The following is a 6367-nucleotide window of genomic DNA, read 5'->3' as shown; positions in this document are numbered from 1 at the left end:
CCATCAGCGCGCAGCCACCATCAACCAGATCACCGAAAACAAGATCATCACAAGCCGGCTGAAAAATCAGGGTCTGAGGGCGGTCAGCCGATCAGGTCCAGCGTTCCCAGGTCCCGCACCGCCCGGCAGCCGCGGGTGAGCATCGTCAGCACCATGTCGTCGCCGCGCTCGGTGGCGGCGGCGAAGGCAAACCCCAGCGCCGAGATCAGCAGCGCCTGCGGCACGCCGAGCCGGTAGTCGCGCCAGCATGTTTCGCGGTCGTAGCCGCTGACACCGTGTTCCAGCAGCGCGCGGTGGTATTCGTCGACGAGGTCGTTCTCGATCGCCGAGCGCAGTTGCGCATCCAGGCTGGTGGCCGTGAAGTAGGCGAGGTCCCTGGCGGGTAGTCCCACCCCCAACGTCTGCCAGTCCACCACGCTCACCCGGCTGCACTCGGGATCGAACAGCAGGTTGTCCAGTCGGTAGTCACCGTGCAGCAAGGCGAACCGGTCGTATTCGGCGAGCAGCCAGGGCGTCACCAAAAACATTGTCGCGGTGAAGGTCTCGCGGTCCTCGGGGCTCATACGGTCACCGAGTTTCGCCAGGGTGATGTCGAGGCTCATCTTCGCCACCTCGCCCAGCCCGTGCGCGCCGGCTTCGTCGGGCCGCGCGAACGCGATGCCCGGAAAGTCCAGCCACATCGGATCGCACCAGCTGGGCCCGTGTAAGCCGGCCAGCGCCGCCACCGCCAGCCGGGCCTCCCGCTCGCCGCAGCCGGCGAGCTGGTCGCCCTGCACTGCGGGCGCCTGGTCGGCCAGCAACAGTGCGTAATCCATTGCGTCCTCGGTGATCTCGCAATAGAAGCACTGCGGCGTCGGGACCCGAACCCGGGCAGCCACCCCGGCATAGAACGCACATTCACTGCGGTAGCCGACGGTCACCCGGTCGCGCACGGTGTCGTCCCGGGCCGGCAACTTGATGACGAACGTGTCCGGCAGGCCGCCGGGATCCGTCGCATACCGGGCGCTGAGGCGGTACGTGGCGCCGGTCTGCCCGGTCCCGATGGCCACCACGTCGACGTCGGCGACCTCGACCGGGCCGCGGCGCCCGCTGAGGGCGGCGGACAGCCATTCGGGTGTCACGTCGCCGGGATACCGCGGGATCGACGCCACCGCACTCATGCGCATGCCTCCGGGAAGCCGGCCGTTGTCGGACCGACAAACTGTAAGGCATACGGCAAGTGTTGCGGTGAACGGGCCCGCCCGGCCGCGGTCAGCGTCGCCGCAGCGGCGCCAACAACCGGTCGACGGCCTGGGTGCGCCGAGCGCCCTGGGTCGCCGAGGCGGGCGCCGTGCCGGACGGCGGTACCGCCGATTCTCCTGGCGCGACGGCACTTTCACCGCGCCGGGTGCCCATCGCGCGTCCGGCGCTCCAGTAGGCCTGGGCGTGGATGTCGGACTTGGCGAAGCCGAACTCGTCGCGCAGCCGGTTGCGCACGTGTTTGAGTGTTGTGGCCTCCGGCGTCGCCCACGCGTACCAGCCCGACCAGTCCCGCGCCTCGAGGGCCTCGGCCAGCGACTTCGCATCGCGGCGGGCGACCCAATGCACCCGGGAGAGCGGATGTCGCGCCAGCGGGATCAGCGGGTCCTCATCGTCGTGTTGCTCGAGGTATGTCTCGATCGGGACGTCGTCGGGCACCGTCCCGATGATCCCGTTGATGCCCGGAATCGACGCCGAGTCGCCGATCAGCAGATAGCCGGCGGGGCGCTCACTGGGGGCCGCGAACCGTGACGAGCCCATCAGCGACATGACCGCGATCGTCGCGCCCGGCTCGACCGTGCGCGCCCACGACGAAGCCGGACCGGCCGGGTCGTGCAACACGACGTCGACCGCGAAGCGACCGCCGGCCACGTCCGCCTCCGAGATCGTGTAGGCGCGCTGGAACTCGGCGCCGGACCCGCCCGGGTCGGGGAACCAGAAGCGCAGCCACGCCGCGGGTTCGGGCACGACCTCGTCGAACAGCGTCGGCGACACCATGCGTATCCGGACGCAGTGCGACGCGATCCGCACGGTCTCGGTCACCGTTGCCGTGTGGTCGCGCGCGCCGAAGACCCGCAACACCACACCCTGGAACCCGCGCGCCATCAGCGGTGCTTCCCCGCCGCGCCGACCTCTGCCAAGACACCACGCTCCGATTCGGTAAGTTACTTAAAACTAAGGATTGCCTTACCAAAGGTCAAGCCGGGTCGCGGGCTCTCCGGTCAGGCCGCGCGCCCCTGCAGTTCGCGCAGCGCGCTGCGCAGCCCGCGCCGCGTGCCCGTCGCCGGATCCACGAAGCTCTCTCGCAGCCCTTGGCGAACACGGAACTTCAGTTCGGAACGGGTTTCCCGGGCGTCGTCGGGCGTGGCCCTGAGCAGTGTGTCGGGTAGGGCGAGCTTCAGGATCGTCCAGAACGACTGCCAGTACTGGCGGCCGAGGGACCCCGTGGTGTAGGGCAGGTCGTACTTGTCGCACAGCTCGCGCACCCGCACGGCGATCTCCGCGTACCGGTTGCTGGGCAGGTCGGGGAAGAGATGGTGCTCGATCTGGTAGCACAGGTTGCCGCTCATGAACGCCATCAGCGGGCCGGCGTTGAAGTTCGCCGACCCCAGCATCTGACGCAGGTACCACTCCCCCGGCGTCTCGTTCTCGTACTCCTCGACGGTGAATTTCTCGGCACCGTCGGGGAAGTGGCCGCAGAAGATCACCATGTAGGCCCAGTAGTTGCGGATCAGGTTGGCGACCATGTTGGCCTTCATGGTGCGTTTCCAGTTGCGGCCGGTCAGCGCGGGGAAGATCAAATAGTCCTTGCCCACCTGCTTGAGCAACTTCTTGCTGATGACGCGCAGGTCGTTGCGCGCCTCGGCCCAGGTCTTCTCCTTCTTGCGGATCTTGGCCGTCTCGATGTGGTGCAGTGCGACGCCGTACTGGAAGAGCGTGCCCAACAGGATGTTGTTGATCGGGTTGCCCAGCATCCACGGCTCCCACGGCTCGTCGCGGGTGACGCGCATGATGCCGTATCCGACGTCGCCGTCCAGTCCGACGACGTTGGTGAACTTGTGGTGGATGTAGTTGTGTGAGTGCTTCCACTGCACGCTCGGGCAGGTGGTGTCCCACTCCCACTCCGTGGAATGGATTTCCGGGTCGTTCATCCAGTCCCACTGGCCGTGGATGATGTTGTGCCCCAGCTCCATGTTCTCGATGATCTTGGCCGCCGCCAGCATCGCGGTCCCGGCGACCCACGCCAGTTTGCGGTGGCCGGCGAACAAGACGATTCGCCCGCCGGCGGCCAGCGCCCGCTGCAGTTGGATGGATCGGCGGATGTAGCGGGAGTCGCGCTCGCCGCGAGATTCCTCGATGTCGGCGCGGATCGCGTCGAGCTCCCGTGCGAGCTGCTCGACGTCCTCCGTCGTCAGATGGGCGTATGCCTTGAGGTCGGTGATTGCCATCGGTTACCCCTCGAATCTTGTGTGGTGCGTCAGATCTTGATGGTGCAGCTGCCCGATGCGGTGGAGATGCAGGTCTGGATGCGGTCACCCTCTCGGTGTTCGGTGCCGGACCTCACGTCGCGCACGTGCCCGGCCTCCAGCGGGAGGACGCAGGTCTGGCAGATCCCCATCCGGCACCCGAACGGCATCTGGATGCCGACCTTTTCGCCAGCCTCCAAAAGCGATGTGGCCCCGTCGATTTCGATGCTCTTGTCGGAAATCGAAAAGGTGACCGTGCCGCCCTCGCCGCCCTTGTCGGTGGCGGCGATGGTGAACCGCTCCATGTGGAGGTGATCGCCCAGGCCCGCGATCTTCCACACTTCTTCGGCGGTGTCCAGCAGGGCCGCCGGGCCGCACACCCACGCCGGGCGCTCCCGCCAGTCGGGAACTATGTCGGCGAGCTTGCCGAAATCGAAATGGCCCTGAGCGTCGGTGAGCTGCAAGCGAAGTCGGTAATCGGTTTGGCTACTTTCGAGTTCGCGCAACTCGTCATGAAAGATCACCGCGTCGGCGCCGGGCGCGGAGTGGATGTGCACGATGTCGGCCTGCTGGCGGCGGGACTTCAGCGTGCGCAGCATCGCCATGACGGGCGTGATGCCGCTGCCCGCGGTGATGAACAGGATCTTGACCGGCGGCGGGTCGGGCAGCCTGAAATCTCCCTTCGGCGCCGCGAGCCGCACGATGGTGCCCGGCTTGACGCCGTTGACCAGGTGGCTCGACAGGAAGCCCTCCGGCGTGGCCTTGACGGTGATGGTGATGTTCTTGTTGTCGCGCCGCGGGATCGACGTCAACGAGTAGGACCGCCAGTGCCACCGGCCGTCGATCCGCAACCCGATGCCCACGTACTGGCCCGGCGTGTACCGCCCGGAGAAACCCCAGCCCGGTTTGATCGTCACGGTCGCCGAATCGGCGGTCTCCGGATGCACGTCGACGATGAGGCCGCGCAACTCGCGCGCCGACCACAGCGGATTGAGCATCTTGAGGTAGTCGTCGGGCAGCAGCGGGGTGGTCGCCCGGGCCGCCAATCCGCGGGGCACGTTGACCCAGGATCTGGCGGTCTGCACGCTTTTCGCGGGCGCCGTGCTCCATCGGGCGAGGGTGCGAAGCGTCGAACCCATATCTTTGTTCCTGCGGTCTGATCGGGGTTGCCGCGTGTCGGTTGAACCACGGTTCCTGACCGGCTTCCCGGCCGCCGCGTTCACTAAACACCTGTTCGCTGAGTACTGGCGGAGCTCCTGCGTGGCCCGCGACGATGCCCTGTGCGACCGGGGATTCCGCGTCGAGTCACCGCGACCGTCGACGCCGGGCATGCGGGGTGACCGGTGCTCACCGAGTCGGCGCCCCGGGCCCCGGGCCTCCGCCATGCCGGGCGGGGTCGTCTTCGCTGCACCCCGCCAACCCGGCGGGTTCGGGCGGGGAAGACAGGTCGGCCTCGGATTCCTGCCGCTTGCGCGTGCCGATCTCGCGGTCCTCCGCGGCCGCGGCGCGATGACGGGTTGCCGACTCCCGATGTACGGCCGAATGGGATGCGCCTTGGTCGACGGTGTGGTCCTGCACCCGCGCCACCTGCTCGTGCGCACGCGCGGACGCCTCGAAGCTCTCGGCGGCCGACAGTCCCGCGTGCGCGGCGCGTTCGCGGGCCGCGGCCGCCCTGCGTTCGGCGAGTTCGGCGGCCTCGGCGGTGACGAAATCGTCCGGTGCCGGCGGCTCGGGTCCGGTGGCCATGGCGCCTCCCCCTGCTGGTGCGGCTCGTCCGGGTCAAAACGCCGCGTGCCCGCAAAGCCGGCGAGTGAAACCTCGGGTTTCGACCCGTTTCGAGCGGCCCGCCGCCGGAGGGATGGGTACAGCCAACCGAGCAGTCCACAGCCAGCGCCGGGACATTGGCTCGGCTGCGGAAGGAGATGACTGCGATTGAATGGGCTCATATGTTGATGCGGAATTTCTCTGCCCGAAGCGCATTGGCGTAGCCGTTTGCCGGCGCGCTGCCTTCTCGGCCGCGAACGCAGCACTGACGTCGGTGGCGGATCGGGTCGCACAAGCACATTTCTCACCGCCGCTTACCAGCAAACCCGTCACGGCGAACGAATACCGTCAAGCCTCAACCGGCGATGCCCGCGACGTCGGCTCTTTTTCCAGCAGCCACCCCGCGAATTTTTTTCTCGGTACCTGTCACATTCATCCGATTCACCCAGATGTGCTGACGACCTCACTAATGTGGTGACGACAACGACCTGACTAGAGGTGGCGATGTCGTATCTGGCGGTGGCCCCAGAGTTCCTGACTTCGGCGGCGACGGAATTGTCCAAGATCGGCTCGGCGGTGACCGCTGCGCACACGGTGGCGGCGGCCCCCACGACCGGGGTGGTGGCCGCGGCCGAGGACGAGGTGTCGGCGGCGGTAGCGTCGCTGTTCTCCGGCCACGGCCAGCACTTTCAGGCGCTCAGCGCTCAGGCGGCAACGTTTCACGCCCAATTCGTGCGGGCGCTGAGCGGCGCGAGTGGGGCGTATGCGACCGCCGAGGCGGCCAGCGCCAATCCCCTGCAGGCCCTGACGAGTGCCGCCCAGACTGCCGGGCAGTTTCAGGTCTTCGGGCGGCCACTGTTCGGCGACGGCACCAACGGGGCGCCGGGGACCGGGCAGGCCGGCGGGCCGGGTGGCTGGCTTTTCGGAAATGGCGGAAATGGCGGCTCGGGTGCGGCCGGACAGGCCGGTGGTCCCGGCGGATCGGCCTTCCTGTTCGGCAACGGCGGTAGCGGCGGTCAAGGCGGTGCCGGCATCACCGGCGGCATCGGCCAGGCCGGCGGGACCGGCGGGGCCGGCGGGGCCGGCGGAACCGGCGGGCTGTTGTTCGGCGCCGGCCC

At 68.1% G+C, this 6367-nt stretch carries 5 protein-coding genes and 2 pseudogenes; 2 read left to right on the top strand and 5 right to left on the bottom strand.

The window, feature by feature from the left end:
• Nucleotides 1-83 precede the first annotated feature (83 nt).
• The 5 genes and pseudogenes from FPZ47_RS25910 to FPZ47_RS25890 form a co-directional block, all read right to left on the bottom strand.
• Nucleotides 84-1160, bottom strand: coding sequence for a phosphotransferase family protein (locus FPZ47_RS25910; RefSeq protein ID WP_144956885.1), 1077 nt, complete (start codon nt 1158-1160; stop codon nt 84-86).
• A gap of 219 nt (nt 1161-1379) precedes the next feature.
• Nucleotides 1380-2124 (bottom strand): annotated as a pseudogene (locus tag FPZ47_RS25905) (siderophore-interacting protein); the annotation flags it as partial.
• A 116-nt stretch (nt 2125-2240) separates the two neighbouring features.
• Nucleotides 2241-3467 carry a fatty acid desaturase family protein gene (locus FPZ47_RS25900; RefSeq protein ID WP_144956891.1) on the bottom strand — a complete coding sequence of 409 codons (1227 nt, stop codon included), beginning with the start codon at nt 3465-3467 and terminating at the stop codon, nt 2241-2243.
• A 29-nt stretch (nt 3468-3496) separates the two neighbouring features.
• On the bottom strand, nt 3497-4624 hold the full coding sequence (locus FPZ47_RS25895) for a ferredoxin reductase (protein ID WP_144956894.1): 1128 nt from the start codon (nt 4622-4624) through the stop codon (nt 3497-3499).
• Nucleotides 4625-4919: 295 nt separating this feature from the next.
• Nucleotides 4920-5231: pseudogene (locus FPZ47_RS25890) on the bottom strand (hypothetical protein); the annotation flags it as partial.
• Between the two features lie 190 nt (nt 5232-5421).
• Between FPZ47_RS25890 and FPZ47_RS25885 the strand changes: the two are divergent.
• On the top strand, nt 5422-5727 hold the full coding sequence (locus FPZ47_RS25885) for a hypothetical protein (protein WP_144956897.1): 306 nt from the start codon (nt 5422-5424) through the stop codon (nt 5725-5727).
• A gap of 26 nt (nt 5728-5753) precedes the next feature.
• Nucleotides 5754-6367: PE family protein (locus tag FPZ47_RS30325; RefSeq protein WP_145039702.1), on the top strand; the 614-nt coding region annotated here is incomplete at its 3' end.

Origin of the sequence: Mycobacterium helveticum (assembly GCF_007714205.1) — a bacterium.
Classification (GTDB): Bacteria; Actinomycetota; Actinomycetes; order Mycobacteriales; family Mycobacteriaceae; genus Mycobacterium; species Mycobacterium helveticum.
The sequence above is the reverse complement of the archived record's forward strand: the minus strand, read 5'-3'. Positions and strand labels throughout refer to the sequence as shown.

What these genes read in the sequence shown, in the direction of transcription:
- FPZ47_RS25900 (WP_144956891.1), bottom strand. Translation starts at nt 3,467, where the DNA reads ATGGCAATCACCGACCTCAAGGCATACGCCCATCTGACGACGGAGGAC.
- FPZ47_RS25910 (WP_144956885.1), bottom strand. Translation starts at nt 1,160, where the DNA reads ATGAGTGCGGTGGCGTCGATCCCGCGGTATCCCGGCGACGTGACACCC.
- FPZ47_RS25885 (WP_144956897.1), top strand. Translation starts at nt 5,422, where the DNA reads ATGGGCTCATATGTTGATGCGGAATTTCTCTGCCCGAAGCGCATTGGC.
- FPZ47_RS25895 (WP_144956894.1), bottom strand. Translation starts at nt 4,624, where the DNA reads ATGGGTTCGACGCTTCGCACCCTCGCCCGATGGAGCACGGCGCCCGCG.